The sequence below is a fragment of the Neobacillus ginsengisoli genome, from assembly GCF_030813055.1.
This window is the reverse complement of the sequence record NZ_JAUSTW010000005.1, coordinates 1-18,873: the sequence shown is the minus strand read 5'-3', so window position 1 is coordinate 18,873 and position 18,873 is coordinate 1. Positions and strand designations below refer to the sequence as shown.

Genomic DNA, 18,873 nt, shown 5'->3' with positions numbered 1-18,873 from the left:
CAGATTAACTCAACCTATCCTCTTTCCTTAAAATTTAGTAACCCATAAAGGAAGTTCCAACAATGATTAGTAGAACGAATAGTACCACGGTTAAAGTAGAAGACATTCTCAATCCATCCATGAATAACACCTCTTTCATATGAATAAAAGATACAACACTCACCCAAATCATACTGTTAGGTCAATTAAAAAGTAGTAGTTAGAACGATAATTAACAAAATGAACAATACAACGATTAAAACAAATGTAGAGCCGCCGCCAAAGCCACCGCCGTAGCCGTAACCGCCGCCATATCCAGATGACCAACACATATTTATCACCACCTATTTGAATATCCGAAGGAAAATCATTCGGTATATTTATATATATTCAAGTAAGACAAGGGTGGTTCGGACAAGTATCATAGTGGTAGGACAAAATTAGCGATTTGCTTAAACAATTTCTAAAAATGAAAAGAAACGTTTGCAATACATGCAAACGCCTCTTCGGAGGTAATGATATATGCTAGATGTATACTGTTGGTGGTAGTAATAACATATGCACTCAGAATTAAAAGTGAGGTGGACAAGTGCTGATTAAAAGTAAATTAAGTTAAAAAAAAGCAAAAAAGACTCCTAATCGGTGCCCTTTTCTTTTTCGATTCGTTTTATAATGCCGTTTAAATCCTTAGAAATCTGCTTGCCAGTGAACCTTAATACCTTCCGCCCGTTTGCACGTAAATATGCATTAACGGATGGGATCTAACGCACCATAGTTAAGCGACCTTCCTATCCCAGCCATAGAATCAGTATTGACGGTTCGTAACCATTTTCATTCTCTTGTGGTGCAGCGATTATTTTTGCGCTGCATGGATGGCTACCGAGGGATTTAATAAAATAAGAAACAAATAAAAGGACTGTTTTGGCCCTTTTTCTTTTGACAATATTGTTATTTAACATAGCATTGATGAAAAACCAGCATCTACTCTAGAAGCTGGTTTTTCATCAATAATTATTTCTTTTGACCCCATAAATAGTTAACAACTGCTTGATATTCTTCCTTCGATAAAGAGCCAGGGGCAGATTTTGGCATATTATTTGATACAAAATTGTACAAGCTCGATTTATCCTTAAAGTCATCATGGATTTTTACTGAATCAAGCTTGATCTCACCTCCGTTTATGTCTCCAGAACTATGGCACGTAATACAGCTTTTTTGAAATACATCATTCTCTGTAATTGCCCTTGATGATTTATCATTTCCTGCAATGGTATTTGCTGATTCATCATTACTGCATGCACTAATTAATCCTATTAATAGAATAAGAAAAATAAACACAACATGCTTTTTCATCCTGCCACCTCAATTCCATTAGATATTTTGGTCTACCTGAGAATAGTTATAGGATCATTCCCTAAAATCATCCTATTTCTAATTTACCAGTTGTATTCCTTCACATTTCAGCTAAATAGTTAAGTTGTGTGATAAGAAAGTAAAGAAGTTTGCCGCTTTTTTTTTACGAAAAAAATAAAATTTCAATTATAATTTAATAGGAATATACGTTCGTTTTTTTTATGGGAGGTGTTCATCGTTATTGAACCCCCACCTTGTAAAGCTTTTTTTAAGTAAATAAATCTCCAAAGAAAAGTTTTTTACAGTATCGTCAACTGGTAATTCCTTTGCGAAAACATTAACGAGATTTTGAGAGGTAAAATTATGTACAAAAACCTCTATGTATATATATTTCATAAGACAAGGGTTGATTGGACAATCATTATAGTGCAAGGACATAATCGAACAGTTTAAAAACTTTCTAAAAATGAAAAGAAGCATCTGCAATAAATGCAAACGCTTCTTCAGAGGTAATTATTTATGAGTTGGTTCGGTGGTAGTAATATCATATGTACTCAAACTAAAAAGGAATGGACAAGTGCTGATTTAAAAAAATAAAGCAGATGGGCATTATAGAAGACACCAGGCAAGATCATATGTTGACGATATGTACACCCACATCACCATTTAAATTAAATGCGAATCCCTACCTGATATTACCAAGTGACCTAACTTTAATGAACTAAATATTTTGTAAAGTATTATTGACAAAATCGGTTTTATTGAAATTTCATATAGGAATAAAAAAAGATTGTAGAAAAAAATCTCCCTTTCTCTGCAATCTGGGAAGTTGTTATTTTGTTTATTCTTTTTACACTTTGGACTGGATGGTCTTGTGTTAGCGAATAAGATTGTAGATTCATTGTTTACGTAATTTGCGTTATCAGGGACGTATATTATAGATGATAAAAGAGCTCTGACACTATAAAATTGTCAGAGCTTTTTTAATTAATTCGTAGTATTTATTTCAACATTTTGTCTCTTAGAACGAACACTTACAAAGATAAATGAAGAGACTAAGAAAATGAAAAGAATGATTCCTACGATTTCGAAATCGAGTTCTGCCCAAGGGTTAAAGAAAGTAAATGCAAGATAGATGGAAACCCCGTATGCTAAGAAGACAATCACCCAACCCATTAGTCTTGACGCAGCTTGACCTAGTTTGCTTGACTGATTTACCATTTTATAGACAATCATGGAATCAATTGTATCTGTAATCATCATGCCAAACATAAATACAAGTCCCAAAATTAAGGGTGTATATTTACCTGAATTACTTGCTGCTAAAGACCAGACAGCTGTTTGACTTACAGTCTCAGCAGCTAAGGCAAATAAAGCTCCTACTAAGATAATAAGAAAGGGATTCGTTGTTCCCTTCGCAACTTTTGGAATAAACTTTCCCTTTAGTCCACTAAGCTGAAACTCTTCGTTATTATTTCTCGTGCGTAACAGATTATAAGTATTTAATGTGCCAATGAGAAATAAAGAAATAATCGATACCCATGATGCAAAATTATCAAAATAAGCTGGGAATGAAAAATTCTTCATCACCACTCCCAAAATACCAGCTGTTACAGCGACCATTCCTCCATGCCCAAACGAAAACAATGTACCTACCCAGCGTGCAAACCGACTGCCCATTCGCCAATTATAACGGGTTTGTCCATCAATGAAAGCAAGATGATCCGCATCTAGCCCATGTCGAAGTCCTAATACAAAAACAAGTAAATAAAGTGATACAGTTTCCATGTAAAAATTCCTCCTTTTATAAATAAAGTAAATCAAAAAAATCCTCAACCTTTGACAGATTGAGGATTTTTGGGTACGTGCGAATAGACGACAAAATGGGAGAATACAATGGTCGCTTCATCTTCGTACACCTCTCCTTTCCGCGAAGGCTGTTTTGGTGTTACAACCTAGGTAGGTCTCCTGGCTTTTGAATCATTGCGCTCTATCGTCTTCCCCAACTATATGGTTGAGTGACATACATAATAGAGAACTCCTCAATTACAGTGGCGGGACCGCTCGGGATTTGCACCCGATTCCCTGTTACCCCTTGTTTTCATAAGGGCACCTAGTTTGTTTTCAATTTAATGTTGTAACTTGATTATACTTGTAATTTTCAAAACTTAACACCTATTTTTTTCTAATGTAAATCTATATGAAGTTGTACTATAGTGTGGTAGATATAGCTGTAAATACTCCAATATATGTTTGGCTATATATATTTGTAAAACCAACCGCATTAACGACGAGTAGAACCAATATCGCAAGTCAAGTTTTTGCGCAGGATTTCTTTATGCTTGTAATTGTTCGGCTAAATGATTTAAAGATGTACCTAAATCAGAAATTTCATCATTCCCTCGAACTAAAATAAATATAGTCAAGATCTCTCCTCTTTTTTAGCCTCCATTAACCAAACGAATGGATTTAGTTGGATAAAATCCACTGTAAATCCTTGTTTTTCAAATAAATGTCGTAATACCGGTATGGTGGTATAATATTCTCTCTGTAAATCATCTGCAAGTCTATTAAAGTTTTTATTACGTGAATCCTGAATTCTTTCCTGCTTTGCTTCCTCTGTAGGAAAAACAGTATCAGCAAAAATGATACGGCCATTATCTTTTAGCAGTTTACTATACTTTTGAATAGCCAAACCTTTTTCGTAATCTGTTAAATGATGAAAGGCATATGTGCTGACAATGGTATTAATCTCTACATCGAACTGGGGAAAATTAATAAAGTCTCCATCTAGAATGGTAATGTTTCTTAATTTCTGCTTTGCAATCTCGCGCATTCCTTCAGATGGTTCAATTCCAAACACTTTAAGTCCTTTATTATTTAAAATAGCTGTTAGGTTTCCAGTACCTACACCAAATTCAATCACCGTTCCTGTTGACTTTTCAGCTACTGTCGAAAGTATTTTATCGTAATCTATGAAAACCTCTTCGTATTCAGGATCATGTCCGGTAACGGTTTGATCATAAGATTGGGACCATTCATTAAAAAGCTCAATAAATTCTCTCCCCACCTTAATCCCTCCATTTCCTATAAGTTAACTACGATTTAATTTTATCACGAATAAACATATAGAACAAGGGGCGGACAATATGGGGGAAGACCATTTTTCAAAGCCAAATCAATGCCTTCTTGCTGCCTTTTCGAATTTCGATTCCATTCGTCTTCTGCCATCCAAGAGCAACTTTTCCATGTGAAACGGTCTGTTTCTCTTGTTGGTTTTGGTTCGAAAACAAAGTTTTTCAATAAATTGTAAATAAAAATGGAGGTACCCCTTTCGAGTTTCCTCCATTTTGTCAACGATTCTATTTTAGCCACTTTTTCTATTCTCTTTTTATTTTGCTTTTTGTTCTAACTCATGCAATGTTTGAGTCAACTGATTATTTAAATTCCCAAGCGTTTGTTTATCAAGAGGGCTTACTTGTGAGCCGGCTACTTCTGGATTCAGAGATTTTTCAAGCTGCTCATAAAGATCTGGGTACCTCGGCTTTACTCCATCCTCAAAAGTCTTCCAAATTTCCTCTAATTTTGGTCCTGTCTCTTTCACCTTCGCTTCATCACTCGCGTTGATCGCCTGTTTTAGCTCGTCTGTCGTTGTTAGCAGCTTTGCAACGCCGGCTTTGACTTGTTCAACAGGAATGAGCTTCTGTGACAACTGATATAAAACGTCGATCAACTGATTATTCAATTTCGAGAGTGCTTCTTTGTTAATCGCGCTTTCCTTCGCACCAGCCACTGTTGGGTTAAGATATTGCTCAACCTGTGGATATAGGTCTGGGTATTGTGATTTCACAACATCTTCAAAAGTCTTCCAAATTTCTTCGAGCTGTGGTCCAGTCTCTTTAATTTTTGCTTCATCACCGGCAATAATGCCTTTATTTAATTGTTTGGCATTATGAAGTAAATTTGCAACCCCGTTTTTCACATTCGTTTAAGTAGTTTGCTCTTTTGACGAAGACTGAGTACTAGTTGATTGATTTGTAGCCTTATCCTTGGTAGTTGAAGCACTAGATGAAGAAGTGTTGGACGAACTACATCCAGCAAGGGCTAATGTGCAAGTCATAGCTAATGCAGCAATGGTGTTTACAATTTTCGTAGAATAAATTCCTCCTATTATTTGAATGAAAATGTTTTAGTTTTGTATTGTCGTTTGAATCTGTTCTCTTTGCTTTTTGATTCAGTTCCACATCAAAGCCCCCAAAGCAAACAAGAGCAATGCGATTTGCGGTATGGCACTCTGCCAGGATGGATAGAACCCTAAGAAATCGATACTCTGTTCCCTCCCGAAAAACGGCTAAGAACGATAGTACCCCAAGAGAAATGATACGCCCTGTATCCAGCGCTGATTGACTTTTGTTACGAATATACTGATTCCACTCAGCGATATTCGACTTACTATGTAACCAATAGCTCATGTAAAGAAGCATTACGGCTGCTACAATACCAGTCCAGCCTGCGATTAGGAAATTATTTTGACCGAAAGCGCCCGATGTGAAAACGAATTTAACAATGACCGCTAAAATACCACTCAGAACTATACCAGCTGAAACTCCGCTCCAAATCCAAACTTTCCCCTTTCCTTCATTGGATTTTTTAACAAAGGCTAATAATGCACCAACAATCAACAGTGCTTCAAGTCCTTCACGAATCGGTATCATTGCGGCATCCCATATGGTATAACTGGTTTTACTGGCAAGCGGTGTCAAGTACCCTATCATCTTGTCAAGTAACTGAGCAGCCTCCTTGTCATTACCCGCAGAAATCATCGCATTCACTGTGACCATATCTCGCTCTGAATTGTTATATAATGTAGCCGATTGTGCCACCACGGTTCCTTCAATGCTCAGCCAAGACTCTCGAACATTACTAATATCCGAAAGAGCCGACTGCTTATCATGATTTTGAACCTTTTCTTTTGTGGTTTGCAACATCTGAATAAAATCAGAAAGTGTGATGCTTTGTATCTTAAATCCCTCACCCTTGGCATACTGACCATGAATGAATTTTTCATTGACACTTTTAAGACCCTGCAATGCTAATCCGCAATTGGCTCTGAATGAGATATTGATCCTAATTGCTGGTTTTAACGCTGCTAAAATTGGATTGGACCTCTGGATTATACCATTTTTAAAATCCCAGCTTCTTACGATTAAAACAAAATCCGATTTAAAAAATACGGCTTGATTGGTATATGAAAAAAACTTCTGGTTGGGATAAGTCTTGCCCAGAAGTTTTTTTAGATATATAAAGTTTTATAGTTAAAACTATTACGTGGATTGCTGATAAAACAATGATAGCTACATATACTTAAATTGATGGAGAATAATGAAAGCGGGTGATTAAATTGTTAGTTTGTGAAAAACATGTCAAAGATGCTCTTAAAGTATTGGATGTTCCCCATGTTAAAAAACTTAACCATTTTACTTGCACCTGTTTATTTTGTGACCGTGAAGCGGAGGTAAAAATTTTTTATTCCATACCCTATTTCAGGATAGAAGGCAAAAAAAAACTGAAAATGTTAAAAATCTGAATGATAATGATATTTATTATCAATACTAGTAAAAAGAAGAGGATAACCCAACTAAAGATTACCCTTAAACATAATTAAATTGAGGGTTCAAAGGTTTTACAATCAGTTTCTTCACTATTAGATGCTTGTCTTCCTCTATTGCTGATAACATAGATTGCTTCTGCCCTGCACTTATTCCCGTTGCCCCAATACTTACAATTATTTACTTCACAAAGAACATCCTTTGCCAAGAATCTCACCTCCTTTTTACTAGAGTTAACTATTCTTTAGTGATTGATACTTGCTTTTTCTTATTTCACTCAATAAAACAAACCACTTTATAAATATTTTAATTTATATTAAAATACCTGAACTTGTAGCTGCTTATTTCACTTTCTTATTTCTCCGCCCCCGTCGCTCCATATTTTTAAATTTTAACGATTAATAAAATGGTGCTTTTAAGTAAAATAAGCCTGACCGGATATCGCATTTCCCGCACAGGCTTATTTTAAGTTTTCATTTTGTTTATTTATCGTTAAGGAAATTATAATATTAAAAAGCCCAATTTCTCAGAATTAAATTGAGAAATTGGGCTTTTTTAGTTACTCCAGAAAAGCGCCCGATTGCGGAATAAAGACAGCATAATTTTTCCTCCTATTTAACATCTGGAAGGATTAAAAAAATTAAATGATAATATTTTCATTTAGCCACTTCTCAAATTTTTGAGAGCTAACTTCGTACGTCAATTGTGAATGTACAACCAATATCTTGTTAAAAAATAAAGTTGCTTAATTTTGCTGTCATATATACGCAAACGCCTTTCGAATTTTTCAAACAGTGTTAAAATAGTTTTTTATTATTCTTTAAATTACACTTTCATACTCAAAATTAGTAACAATAAAGTCATCAAAAAAAATCAAGATTTATTGAATTAAGGGAGTTTCACACCTTCAACTGCTAACATATACATCGTTAAAGATTGTGCACCCTTAATGATCCATTCTCGGTATTCTTTTTCTGCTTTCACATATTCTTTTTCAGTGATACACCCGTCTCTTTCCATTTGGGGTCCTCTGCTTGATGCAGTATCAGCCCATATTCCAATACGAGTTTGAAAATCTAGGTCTGTTCGCTTTGTTACTTCATGTTGAGGGATTATAGAGATTTCTTTAATACCAACTTTTTGAAACATTTCAGTAAGGTTATCGGCAATCGAATTATTCATACCTGCATCGGAACGCCATTTTAAATAAGCAGAATAGAAAGAAAGCATACTTGAAGGAGGCTGTGGTTTCCATGATATCTTTTCATGATTATAATCAGCAATCAAGATACGCCCACCAATTTTAGCCGCAGATTTCATCATTTTCAATGCCTTCAACGGATCAGAAAGCCATACTAACACCCTTGAAGAGGTAACAATATCAAATTGTCCTTCATAGTTAAGGTTATAGATGTCACCAGTTTCAAATGTTAATCCTGGTGTTTCATCATGAGCTTGACGGGCTCTTTCAATTAGGTTTGAATTACTATCAATTCCTACGACACGACCTGTGGGACCTACTGCTTCTGCTATTCCACGTGTAATTGCTCCTGTGCCACAACCAACATCAAGGACTGTCATACCTTCAGTCAGTATTTCAGCAAGCCTTTTGTGAGAGTTAGTTAACGTTCTGGAATCTAATACGTTTGTTAACTTTCCTGATAATTCAGCACGGTTTTGAGCACTATTTATTTTCATATAGTATCCTCCTTCACTTAGTCGCTTTGTACTAGTTCCTTATTATTTCTAGGCTATTCAACATAGCATACTGTAACAGTAACTAACCTTTCTTAATAGCAACAATTCTAATTCGTTTATAATCAGCTTCCCATATACCATCTTTATATAAATCTGGTTGTATCATATTTTTTATTTTTCCGTAAATGACCATTTTTTCTTCTTTAGAGAACTCAGGGAAAAAGTCATCCGCAAAACTATCTAACCAATGATTCAATCCCTTTTCTCCATCTGTTAATGGGGTAGGTCTATCAAAATGATGAGCATATGATACTTTAAATCCGTACTGTTCAAGTAAAGTACTATATTCCCCTATACTTGGAAAATACCAAGGGTTTCTTTCTGCTACATTTATTCCATATTCTTGAGAGAGTACCTCTGTTATTCCCCGAATAACGGTTTGAACATTTCCTTGTCCACCAAATTCAGCTACAAACCGACCTCCTGGATGTAATGCTAGCTCAATAGATTCGACCACTTTCTCAGCATTTTTCATCCAATGAAGGGCTGCATTCGAAAAAACAGCATCGTATTTTTCATTTGTTCTAAATGTTTCTCCATTTTCAACAATGAATGGGATTTGAGGAAACTTTTTACACGCCTTCTCAATCATTTCTCCTGAGAAATCACTTCCCTTCACAATCGCACCTGACTTAGAAATTTCGTATGTAAGATCTCCCGTTCCACAACCCAAATCAAGTATTTTCTCTCCCTTTTGTGGTTGAAGTAGCTCAACTACTCCTTTGCCAAAACTAGATACAAAGCTTAATTTATGATCGTACAAGTCTGCATTCCAAACATTCACAGAACTCATGTAATAACACTCCCTTAATTTTGAGATATTGTTATTTTCATCATATTCTATAAACATTTATTCAACTAAGATATATAATCTATTATATTGATAGCCGTAGGCTATGGAGGGATCTTATGGACATGAGACTATTTGAATATGCATTGGAAATATATAAAACAAGAAGTTTTACAAAAGCTGCTAACCATCTTCATATTGCACAGCCATCCTTAAGTAAACAAATTGCCATATTGGAACAAGAACTCGGAGTATCTTTATTTGATCGAAAACCTGGCTGTCCAGTAGAACCAACTCCTGATGGTCTTTTGTTTGTGAAACAAGCTGAGAAGATATTACAAATGCGTGATGATCTAAAACGTGAGATTCTTGAACGAAAAGAAGGAATAAGGGGGGAATTAAGGATTGGCTCGACAGCTATTACGGGAGGACATATTTTGCCTTCGCTTCTTAAAACTTATAAAGAACAGTATGAGAATGTTGGGATCGAACTAATTGAAGAATCAACAGAAAAGCTAATAGACTTAACTGCGAAGGGGGTGGTTGATATTTCTATACTGTCTCTTCCTATAGAAGATTTCCGTTTAAATACGAAAACAATGCTTACTGAGCCACTTTATCTTGTATTACCAAAAGAACAACAACAGTGGATGCCAATAAAAGTAAAACAAATCATGTCTTCTTCTATATTAATCAAACAAAATACTTTACCTATTGAGAATTTTGCAAATTGTCCATTTATTTTATTGAAACAAGGATATGGTTTTCGTCGCACAGTATTGGAATTATGTGCGAGAGGTGGATTTGAACCACAGATTGCTTATGAAACAAGCAGTATTGAAACAGCTCAATCTCTTGTGAGACATGGGCTGGGCATAACAATAGCTCCTGAAATGGTGATTCACCGAAGTACTTATCAAACTTCCCTTACTTATTTTAAATTAGATTCAAATCCTACCCGCACATTAGTGTTTACCTATAAAAAGGAACGCTATCTAAGTATGAATGCCAGGGCTTTAATAGAAATTTATGAAAAAACAAAGCTAAATTAAGGTATTAAACATTATCTTTACATTACCATTCTATAATGACTGCATAAAAGAGATGGCATTTTATATAACTTCTTATTCCACAAAATGGCCCTTTCATGCAAAAAAGGGCGCTAATCCTTATTCCGGAAATGCGCCCGATTGTTGAAGAATTGAATCATAAACAGTAATTTCATTTATTTCAAATTTCTATTATTATCACAATTCCTACTCAACAATATGGCCCAATTAATTAATAAGAGCGCATTTCTGCTCCAGAAACGCGCCCGATTATGGAAGATCTTATTGAAGATAAGCACCCTTTATTGGAAGTACATTTTTTCACAATCTATATCTGAGCTATATCCTGTAATGACCCTTTGTAATATTTTTGATTAAACTATTTTTATAAATCCCTAAAACTAAAGGGTCCGCATGGGCCCTATTTCATTCCTTTACTTTAATAAAGATAAAGCAGAGAACTTTCTCCATTCGCAATAAACGGAGATTTTTTTATATTATTCATATCCCTGAATTTAGTATCTTTGGTGCGCATTTTTCCCAATCTTACTCAATGAACGATCTAATAGGGTAATAATTATTAAAATTAAGCCAATTACTAAACAGAATATTGCTAAATGGTGAAGCCCATTTGTAATTGCATCGGATTTTAAAAACAATCCGTTAGCAGCAGAAGCAAGCATTGCTCCCATGTACATAAAGGTTCTTAACAAACCGGCTGAAGCACCCATTTGCTTTGAAGAAGCCTGAAAATAGATAGCATTTTGATTAGCTAAATTCAAAATACCTTGGGGTATTCCGAAAAGTATAGCTATAACCACAAGATAGACAATACTGCTTGAATGATTTGCAAATAGTAGTAAAGCCATAGTAATAAACTGAACAATACTCCCTACAATCAATTTCCTGCGGATTTCAGGATTTTTTCCGGTTGTTTTAGAAATGATGATCGACGTTAAAAACATCGGCAATAGCAACAAACCAGCATTTGAAGGGGACAGCCCCCTACCTTTTTCTAACCATTGGGTATATCCATAAAGAATACTGTAGGATAAGGTAGCTGAAAGTAATCCTCGAGCATAAGTTAATATCAATGGTATATTCCCAGCTAATACCCGCAGATCAATAAAAGGATTTATTAATTTCAACTCAAAGACAGTAAAAACGATACCGGTGATGATTGAAATAATTACTAAATAAACATTATGCCAACTCGGACTCATTAAGAAAAGAAGAGCAGTAATTAAGGTTATTCCAAACAAAGGTATTCCTATAACATCAATGGAACTTATCCTATCTGCTCCAACGGAATCTCCTGAAATCCTTGGAAAACGGGAGTAACCTAAGAACACACAAGCTAATGACAAAGGAATATTAACGATAAAGGTACTTTGCCAACCACCAACTTCAATGAGTATCCCACCTAAGGTAGGTCCAACAACGGCAATGGTTTGGTTAGCAATCGCTAATAGGGTGAGAATACTCATTGGACTTTCCTCACCTGTTCGCTCTGCTTCACTGCGAATTAGATACATAGAAGCAGGATACCCAGCGCAGGTTCCAAAACCAAGCAAAGCTCTGGCAACCACTAACCACCAAAAATTAGGAGCAAAGATCGCGATTAAACTAGAGATACCTACTAGTGATGTTGCGATTAAAAAAAGAAGTCTTGGACCAAAAATATCAATTAGCTTTCCTACAACTGGCTGTCCAATTGCCGTAGCAAGATATAAAGCAGAAACCAGCCATGCTGTTTGAGAAGGTGGTACTCCAAACGCCTGACCAATTGGAATTAAAGCAACTGAAATGATCGAAGAGTTAATAGGATTTAGAATGGAACCTAAAACCATTGGAGCAACCAGTTTTTGATTAAAATGATTTTTATTTCTAGCCTTCCTGTTGTTACTAAATAAAGACAAATCTATTCCTTCCTTCATTTAATCTTGAAAGGTTTCAGAACTTTAAAATTTGGCTGTTTAATCATAAAAAAACTGAAGGGCAAACTAGTCGGGTCCATTTCACAGTAACGCAAAATAGACCCTCTTTGATTACTTCAATGTATCAATCCAGGCTTGGACACTTAGCACATCTGCTTGACGGGGAAATACCTTCTCCATTAGAACTCGGTGAACCTCTGGATCTGAATCAAAACAAGCGTCTTCTAGGACTTTAATTTCAAAGTCTTTGTCCGCTGCTTCTCTTAAAGTTGATAAAACGACCCCGCTCGTAGCAATTCCGCTAAGAACAATTGTCTCAATTTGTTGCGCCCGTAAAATCACTTCAAGATTACTTCCACAAAAAGCACTTACTCGATATTTTGTAATAACAGGTTCATTTCTTTCAGGTTGAACGAATTCATGAATTTGTGTTGCTTCATCATGAACTGTCATAGCACCATACTTATATATAGCTGAAAATGCCTTGTTTTTTGGACTAATTTCAGGATACCCATTGCTAAACCCCACTCTGACAAAAATCACTGGAAGAGAATGTTCACGGGCTGCTTTTATTGCCTTTTGATAAGGAATGATCGCCTCTTGTAGATTTTCTCCTAAATGTGGTACAATGCCATTTTGTAAATCCATCACTAACAGTGCGGTTTTACCATTTTGATTTTGCATATGTTGTAATCTCCTTTTCATTGGGATAAGATAAGTGGAGATCTCTCCTTTTTTATAATAAACGGAGATATCTCCGTTTGTCAATTTGGTTGTTATTTTTTTGGGAGTGATAGCATGGTTAATGGCGAAGAAATATTCCATACGCGTACAGAAAGGCGAGACGCTGCCGAGAATCGTCAACGTATATTAGATGCTGCGCTTAGACTATTTGAGCAAAATGGTGTTGAGCAAGTAAGTATGAATCAAATTGCAACAGAAGCACAAATTGGTCCTGGCACTCTATATCGTCGTTATAAAAATAAAGGTGAATTATGTCTAGATTTAATTAAAGATAACGTTGTTCTTCTTTTTGATGATATGGGTGATTATTTAGAGAAAAATCTTAATGAGTCATCAACTATACGATTTAAAACAGTTCTCAACTTATTTATCCGATTCAGAGAAAATAAGGCACGATTGCTTAGAGGTGTTGAAGACTCTACATCAACCAATAGTGGGAAACCCCTAACAATGAGTCCAATTTATAACAAATTACACCATATATTCCTCAATCTGTTTGAAGAGATATATGGGGCTGAATCATCAAAAGTGAACAATGTATTTAGAGCAGATATGCTCCTTCAAGCTCTAAGGAGCGATTCCTATTTATTTCAAAGAGAAGTGCGTGGCTTTTCCCCTGAAATGATTTTGGAACAAATCTATTCAGTTTTTATTTCTAACGAATGAAGAATCAATTATTCTAAAGCAACAAATCATCATAAAAAAGGTTCCCTTATTTAAGGAACCTTTTCTTATTAATTTCTCTTTCCTTCTTTAACCATATTGATCAATTAGTTTTAAGTGAAAAACTCCACAATATCTTCATACTTATCAAGTTTCTTTTAAAGTGTTGTTCAACCGTTTAGTTAAGTGAAACACATTACAAATAATCTTTAATCAGTATTCTTACTCTTTCTGTTTCCTCCACAACCTGGCCCTTAAAAGAAATTGACCGCTGATCCTTATTAAAGGATAGCGCCCGATTGTTGAAGATCAATGCCTTAATCTTATTCGAAATAAGCTCTCTTTAGTAATAAGACTATAGTTAATTTGCTGAATACAATCCCTCAAAGTCGTTAATTTCCTCTTTAATCAATTTCTCAATTTTTCTTGCTAAATCATCAAGTTGATTCAACTCAGTTAATAAATAAAAATTGGACCGAAATCGGTTTGGTGGTTCCATATTATTATCTAGATTAACTTCAACTCCAACAATTCCTCGTTTTTCTTGAAGGAAGAACCTCATTGACAAATAATGTGGTGCCTTTTCGTGCCCTGGTTTCCATAAAAACTCATTTTTCCCAAGTCGTTCTACAAAACTCAATAAACCTAATCGCAGTTCGTTAAGAGAAATATTATCCGTATAAATATCTAGGTTAAGATTAAATTCACTTCCATAGAAACCTAGATGTGCTTCAAAAAAATCTACGTCCGTCCATATTTTTTCAAATCTATAACCAGGGTAAGTCATAAAATCACACCTTGTTATTTAATTCAAGCGCCCGTTTGTTTAATAAGCATTTCCCCAAATAATAAAACATTTTTCTCGAAAAATTTAAATAACTTAAACAATAGACCAAAATACCATTAATATTCGTAAAGAAATATCACTTACAATATAAAAATATTTAACTTATTTCCTTCGATATGCATAGTATGCAAAACCTGATGTGGGTTGTTATTTATGCAAGGAGGTCAATCCAGATGTTAATGATTTTGTCAGCATTATTGTTCAGTATATCCTCTAACCTTGACAATGTAGTTGTGGGCACTGCTTATGGAATAAAGAAAATAAAGATAGGAATAATTGCAAATCTAATTATCGCATTAGTAACAACAACTGGAACATTTTTATCCATGTCACTTGGTTTGTATATTGCAAAATTCATGCCTCAATCAGTATCAAACATTTTAGGTGCTGGAATTATTGTGATTTTGGGAATTTATTTTGTAATACAAAGCCTAATAAAACTTATCCATAATACCAATTCATAAAAGACCTTACTGATATGTTCGAGCACGCCGAAAAATCAGATACGGATAAATCAGGTCATATTGATATGAAAGAAGCATTTATCTTGGCATTAGGATTAACATTTAACAATTTAGGTACTGGAATAGCTGCAAGTATTACAGGGGTCAATATTTTTTTCACGGTAATCGCTACATTTTTCATAAGTATATTGACAATTATTCTCGGAGAATCAATTGGTAAAAATGTATTAGGGAGGTTTTTCGGTAAATATGCCCCATTAATTGCAGGTGTTTTGTTAATTATACTTGGCTTCATTGAAATGTTTAATTAATCGTTTTTTAAGTTAAAGAGACCGTTTTTTTACGGTCTTTCATTACATAACTATGTTGTATCAAAATTAATTTCTAAAAACTCTTCCTATTCCGCTAAATGGAAAATTCACATGAATCTCCAAATTCACAACTGATTTCTAAAAAGTTCTGCATACCTTATTTACCTTCTTTCTAAAGCTAACCGGCCATTTAATGAAATAAACAAAAAGCTGGCAATAGCAGCCAGCTCTTCAAGTATTGCGCCCAGTTGTTGAAGATTGTTTTCGGAAAATGGTCATCTAAAATTAATATGAAAACTTAAATAAAGTAACAATTTTTGGAGGTGTTTTTAACGAATCGTACCTACAAATTTTTATAGCTATCAATTTGTATTTATTTTTAAACGCCAATTGTAAAAGCTTAATACAACAACCAACCCTAATTGAAATAGGACAATAAGGAAAAATGAGTTTTTTGTTAATTCAAGTGCTGCCATGTTTTGTGATACTTCGTATGAAGTTAACGCAGTTATCAAAAGTCCAATGAACATGTAGGCATATAATTTCGCTAAAACACTTTGTTGCTTTTCTTTCGATAAAGAAATAGTACTCATTTCTTTCACCCCTTATCTAAAATTATTATCATTATAATTCCTGTAGATTGTATGTCAATTTTTTTTGTTTCCTTTAAAAGCAAATTGGGTAGTTTCCAGCAAGCTAAGAAAATTGACCTGTTAAATTAACCTGCTTCAGTAGTGAAACAAGAAAATCCACCATTATGGCATCTCGATGTTCAACTCTTGCACCCGTTATTTGATAAAGAAATTTAATAGGGACCAATCCAATCCTCTTTTATATATTTAATGGATGGAAAATTCACTCGAATATAATTTAATATTTCTATTGTTTCCTCTCTCATTATATAGAGCGTTACTGTTCCCTTATAAGATGGACTAATAAGTACAGGTACTTCTTTGTCTTTTAAGAAAAAAGCAAACAATCCATATAAAACGTCTGCCTTACATATTTTGCTTTTTTAAAATATGGCTTTGTTAAGTAGTATTGTTGTTTTTCAGGTATAAAATATGGGAACGTCCGATTTGGACGTTCCCGTTCTTATTCCATTAAAGCCCCCTATAATGGAATAACTGTAAAGCTAATGAAGCTTTTTTAAAAGCTGCGTTTCCCTGCCCAAGCTCCTTGCATTTTACTTAGGAATACAATTTGCCCAATATGATATGCGTCGTGCAATGCTAAACTCTTCAGTTCAAGCACTAATGATCTTTCTCCAGGGATCTGTCTATACAAATCTTCATGTTCTGATTTTGCTAGTATTTTTTCAAGTTCACGATGAACATAAAAGTATTCTTGTTTTGTTTCCTTCCAATTTTGAAACGTCTCAGTTGGTAATCGAAATGTAGATTCATTATCTTCTGCCTGAGGTTCATTCGCTGTTTCACCAAGAAATCGCATCAGAAGTCTCTTTTTATAGAAAAGTAAATGACAAACTAATTCCCAAATGGAATTCATTGCCCCCTCAACTGGTTTCCAAATTGCCTGTTCAAAAGTAATATCCTCTAGCACTTTTTCAAGTGGTGGAAACCAGTCTTCTTCATCTAAGCAGCTTGCCCATTGTTGTAACAAAAGTGTCTTTACATCCATTTTCTATTCCCTCCAATTTAATCCCTTTGGTCAAAATTCATTTGCGGCGTGTTGTAGATAGCTCACTAATTAAGGTGTCATACCAATTCCTTGTTCAATTAAACTGGCCCTTTAACGGAACAATGAACGTTCCGTTATTTGGAAAATTCTGATAACCTTAGTTTATCATAAGTTGTGTTAACTGAGAAAGAACAACTGTCTAAAACCATTTTGGTTATCGTAAAGTTATCTTTTATATGTTTGATGGTGTCTAAGAATTGGAACCAGCTCAAATAATGGTCTAGATATATATTCGCTACACCATTAAAACGCTCCATCCAGCTCTTTAAACGGCTGTGATAACTATTTACATTCTGGATGTGATAAATCCCATTAACTCGCTCCCTACCATTTGCTTTAAAGCGATGATGCTCAATTCCTTTTTCTTTGGCATAAGTCATAAACGCCCGCCAAGCATCCGTACATAGAACATTTTGTATTGCTAGCTTGGAACCTAACGCTTCGTCCAAACTCTTTTTTATAATACGCCCTTTTCCTATTGTTTTGGAAAACGTTCTCTTTTGGCGGTCTCTGGCTACAAGAACGCATACTTGGTCCTTACTTATTCCTCTAAACTCCGAACTACCACCGCGTAACCTTGGTTTTCGACCTTGGATATTCCGTTTTCCTTTCTCGGTATAGAGGAAATAGGTTTCATCCATTTCTACTATGCCTTCGAAAAGTTCAAAATCCATCTGTTTCAATGCAGTTAGAATTTTATGCCTCCAATAAAAAAGCGTCACATAATGAGCACCAATGAGTTTAGCTGATTTCCGAAGGGAATACCCTTCAATCATACATTCGATGAACTGAAGCCATTTACTAGGCATATGAGTTCTGTGAAGAGGAGTGTTCGTCATATCTGTGAATGTTTTATCGCACTTTGCAGCGGTATCTTTGACGTTCAATGGTATTGATTGTAGTTTTTACCTGATATTTACCGAAGCGAATGACATTAGTGGATTGACAATGGGTACAGGTGTAGCCGTCTTTGTGTTTCTGTTCTGATACATCAGTGAATACAGACTCTGTTTCTCCCGCACTCCCTAATGAGTTTGTGAAGAACTCCTTCAATCGCTGCTGGTCTCTTTGGCTAAGATTTCTGATTTGGTTAATTATGTCCGCTAACGCTATTAAAACTCACTCGCTCTCGGTAATTTTAGTTCATTATAGAACAAACGTTCGATCGAATCAAATAACAACATTATTCTTTAACAAAGCCTAAAATATTTAACTTCAATTACGTCCTTAAAAAAGACTTCTTTACAGTGTTTCTTCTTTTCTACAATTTTATTTGAATAGACGGCTAAGTAGCCTTTAACATCTAGCCGATTTGTACGGAAAAACAAAATAGCCCAGATTACAATACCAATTCCGAAAACACAATAAAACCAATCCTTCTCAACTATACCTTGAATAATAAATTTCAAACCTACCAATATAAAACCAATATATAAAATTTCAATTGTAATTATTTCCCACTTAGGATGTTTGTAAAATAATATAGGATTGTCCAAATAACTTCCTCCAAAAATTTCATTTCCTTCCTTTTTAATCTATACAATATAGTTACCTGCAAATACGTCCTTATTCCACTAAACTCCCTCTATATAGAAAGGAAAATCTCACGATTTCTCTTGTTTTCTCCAAATTTCGTAGTAGTTTGTTTTAAAGTCCATTTGAATATTG

The 18,873-nt window shown here is 34.8% G+C and carries 20 protein-coding genes, 1 pseudogene and 1 riboswitch; of the genes and pseudogenes, 4 read left to right on the top strand and 17 right to left on the bottom strand.

Annotated elements, in window-relative coordinates:
- Nucleotides 1–34: 34 nt before the first annotated feature.
- The 10 genes from J2S10_RS15400 to J2S10_RS15355 form a co-directional block, all read right to left on the bottom strand.
- Complete coding sequence (locus J2S10_RS15400) at nucleotides 35–106, bottom strand: YjcZ family sporulation protein (RefSeq protein ID WP_307410027.1); 72 nt, start codon at nucleotides 104–106, stop codon at nucleotides 35–37.
- A gap of 79 nt (nucleotides 107–185) precedes the next feature.
- The gene (gene yjcZ, locus J2S10_RS15395; protein ID WP_307409319.1) at nucleotides 186–311 is read right to left on the bottom strand and encodes a sporulation protein YjcZ; all 126 of its coding nucleotides are present in this window, start codon (nucleotides 309–311) and stop codon (nucleotides 186–188) included.
- Nucleotides 312–990: 679 nt separating this feature from the next.
- Nucleotides 991–1,332: a c-type cytochrome gene (locus J2S10_RS15390; RefSeq protein ID WP_307409318.1), complete on the bottom strand. Its 342-nt coding sequence runs from the start codon at nucleotides 1,330–1,332 to the stop codon at nucleotides 991–993.
- 987 nt (nucleotides 1,333–2,319) lie between these two features.
- A complete protein-coding gene (locus J2S10_RS15385) occupies nucleotides 2,320–3,120 on the bottom strand; it encodes a HoxN/HupN/NixA family nickel/cobalt transporter (protein WP_307409316.1) in 801 nt (266 codons plus the stop codon).
- A gap of 153 nt (nucleotides 3,121–3,273) precedes the next feature.
- A riboswitch (cobalamin riboswitch) is annotated at nucleotides 3,274–3,464 on the bottom strand.
- 290 nt (nucleotides 3,465–3,754) lie between these two features.
- Nucleotides 3,755–4,402 (bottom strand): class I SAM-dependent methyltransferase, encoded by a 648-nt coding sequence (locus tag J2S10_RS15380; protein WP_307409314.1) that lies wholly within the window; start codon nucleotides 4,400–4,402, stop codon nucleotides 3,755–3,757.
- Nucleotides 4,403–4,723: 321 nt separating this feature from the next.
- Nucleotides 4,724–5,314, bottom strand: coding sequence for a hypothetical protein (locus J2S10_RS15375; RefSeq protein ID WP_307409312.1), 591 nt, complete (start codon nucleotides 5,312–5,314; stop codon nucleotides 4,724–4,726).
- 106 nt (nucleotides 5,315–5,420) lie between these two features.
- Nucleotides 5,421–6,422: an FTR1 family iron permease gene (locus tag J2S10_RS15370; protein ID WP_307409310.1), complete on the bottom strand. Its 1,002-nt coding sequence runs from the start codon at nucleotides 6,420–6,422 to the stop codon at nucleotides 5,421–5,423.
- A gap of 571 nt (nucleotides 6,423–6,993) precedes the next feature.
- Nucleotides 6,994–7,149 (bottom strand): DUF1540 domain-containing protein, encoded by a 156-nt coding sequence (locus J2S10_RS15365; protein ID WP_307409308.1) that lies wholly within the window; start codon nucleotides 7,147–7,149, stop codon nucleotides 6,994–6,996.
- A 680-nt stretch (nucleotides 7,150–7,829) separates the two neighbouring features.
- Nucleotides 7,830–8,639 carry a methyltransferase domain-containing protein gene (locus J2S10_RS15360; protein WP_307409305.1) on the bottom strand — a complete coding sequence of 270 codons (810 nt, stop codon included), beginning with the start codon at nucleotides 8,637–8,639 and terminating at the stop codon, nucleotides 7,830–7,832.
- 82 nt (nucleotides 8,640–8,721) lie between these two features.
- The gene (locus J2S10_RS15355) at nucleotides 8,722–9,492 is read right to left on the bottom strand and encodes a class I SAM-dependent methyltransferase (protein WP_307410025.1); all 771 of its coding nucleotides are present in this window, start codon (nucleotides 9,490–9,492) and stop codon (nucleotides 8,722–8,724) included.
- Between the two features lie 116 nt (nucleotides 9,493–9,608).
- On the opposite strand from J2S10_RS15355, the gene J2S10_RS15350 reads away from it, so the two are divergent.
- Nucleotides 9,609–10,541, top strand: coding sequence for a LysR family transcriptional regulator (locus J2S10_RS15350; RefSeq protein ID WP_307409303.1), 933 nt, complete (start codon nucleotides 9,609–9,611; stop codon nucleotides 10,539–10,541).
- A gap of 512 nt (nucleotides 10,542–11,053) precedes the next feature.
- Here J2S10_RS15350 and J2S10_RS15345 read toward each other — a convergent pair.
- Nucleotides 11,054–12,457 carry an MFS transporter gene (locus J2S10_RS15345; protein ID WP_307409301.1) on the bottom strand — a complete coding sequence of 468 codons (1,404 nt, stop codon included), beginning with the start codon at nucleotides 12,455–12,457 and terminating at the stop codon, nucleotides 11,054–11,056.
- Nucleotides 12,458–12,586: 129 nt separating this feature from the next.
- Nucleotides 12,587–13,159, bottom strand: coding sequence for a cysteine hydrolase family protein (locus J2S10_RS15340; RefSeq protein ID WP_307409299.1), 573 nt, complete (start codon nucleotides 13,157–13,159; stop codon nucleotides 12,587–12,589).
- Between the two features lie 114 nt (nucleotides 13,160–13,273).
- Here J2S10_RS15340 and J2S10_RS15335 point away from each other — a divergent pair, with 114 nt between their 5' ends.
- Nucleotides 13,274–13,885 (top strand): TetR/AcrR family transcriptional regulator, encoded by a 612-nt coding sequence (locus tag J2S10_RS15335; RefSeq protein WP_307409297.1) that lies wholly within the window; start codon nucleotides 13,274–13,276, stop codon nucleotides 13,883–13,885.
- 358 nt (nucleotides 13,886–14,243) lie between these two features.
- On the opposite strand, the gene J2S10_RS15330 is transcribed toward J2S10_RS15335, so the two are convergent.
- On the bottom strand, nucleotides 14,244–14,669 hold the full coding sequence (locus J2S10_RS15330) for a hypothetical protein (protein WP_307409295.1): 426 nt from the start codon (nucleotides 14,667–14,669) through the stop codon (nucleotides 14,244–14,246).
- Between the two features lie 233 nt (nucleotides 14,670–14,902).
- Between J2S10_RS15330 and J2S10_RS15325 the strand changes: the two genes are divergently transcribed.
- Complete coding sequence (locus tag J2S10_RS15325) at nucleotides 14,903–15,193, top strand: MntP/YtaF family protein (RefSeq protein ID WP_307409293.1); 291 nt, start codon at nucleotides 14,903–14,905, stop codon at nucleotides 15,191–15,193.
- A 14-nt stretch (nucleotides 15,194–15,207) separates the two neighbouring features.
- Complete coding sequence (locus J2S10_RS15320; RefSeq protein ID WP_307409291.1) at nucleotides 15,208–15,504, top strand: manganese efflux pump MntP; 297 nt, start codon at nucleotides 15,208–15,210, stop codon at nucleotides 15,502–15,504.
- 362 nt (nucleotides 15,505–15,866) lie between these two features.
- On the opposite strand, the gene J2S10_RS15315 is transcribed toward J2S10_RS15320, so the two are convergent.
- The 4 genes and pseudogenes from J2S10_RS15315 to J2S10_RS15300 all read right to left on the bottom strand — a co-directional run bounded on the left by J2S10_RS15315 (nucleotide 15,867) and on the right by J2S10_RS15300 (nucleotide 18,701).
- The gene (locus J2S10_RS15315) at nucleotides 15,867–16,097 is read right to left on the bottom strand and encodes a Bax inhibitor 1 family protein (protein ID WP_307409289.1); all 231 of its coding nucleotides are present in this window, start codon (nucleotides 16,095–16,097) and stop codon (nucleotides 15,867–15,869) included.
- Between the two features lie 556 nt (nucleotides 16,098–16,653).
- Nucleotides 16,654–17,145, bottom strand: a complete 492-nt coding sequence (locus tag J2S10_RS15310) for a DinB family protein (protein WP_289369456.1) — start codon at nucleotides 17,143–17,145, stop codon at nucleotides 16,654–16,656.
- A gap of 134 nt (nucleotides 17,146–17,279) precedes the next feature.
- Nucleotides 17,280–18,318 (bottom strand): annotated as a pseudogene (locus J2S10_RS15305) (IS1595 family transposase).
- A gap of 77 nt (nucleotides 18,319–18,395) precedes the next feature.
- Nucleotides 18,396–18,701: a hypothetical protein gene (locus tag J2S10_RS15300; RefSeq protein WP_307409286.1), complete on the bottom strand. Its 306-nt coding sequence runs from the start codon at nucleotides 18,699–18,701 to the stop codon at nucleotides 18,396–18,398.
- Nucleotides 18,702–18,873: the final 172 nt, after the last annotated feature.